This is a genomic window from Aquimarina sp. U1-2 (genome assembly GCF_017897595.1).
GTDB lineage: Bacteria > Bacteroidota > Bacteroidia > Flavobacteriales > Flavobacteriaceae > Aquimarina.
Genome location: NZ_JAGKIK010000090.1, coordinates 1 through 417, shown reverse-complemented (window position 1 = coordinate 417; position 417 = coordinate 1). Strand labels below are relative to the sequence as shown.

Below are 417 nucleotides of genomic sequence, written 5' to 3'. Positions count from 1 at the left end.
TTAAAAAAGATTGGTTGCCGTTTATTGTTCCGCTACTTACTTTATCATTTACTGTTTTATTAACAGGAATTGGCTCTCCTGTAATCATAGATTCGTCAATGGTTGTATCTCCTTCTGTTATCGAGCCATCCACAGGAATCTTATCGCCTGGTTTTACTTTTAGAATATCATTTAATTCAATAGCATCGATGGTTACTTCAACATCTTCGCCATCTACTATTTTTATAGCTTTATTGGGTGCTAACTTTAATAATTCTTTTACTGCTGAATTGGTTTTACTATGCGCACGAGCTTCTAAAAGTTGACCTAAAAGCACCAATGTTAGAATGACGGTTGCTGCTTCAAAATAGACATGTACTGCTCCAGATTCTGTTTTAAACTGACTTGGAAAAATATCTGGAAAAAACATACCAAAAA

At 34.3% G+C, this 417-nt stretch carries 1 protein-coding gene; it reads right to left on the bottom strand.

Going from position 1 to position 417, the window contains the following annotated elements:
- Positions 1 to 417 (bottom strand): HAD-IC family P-type ATPase (locus tag J8281_RS19150; RefSeq protein WP_210199255.1); only part of this gene is annotated, 417 nt, incomplete at both ends.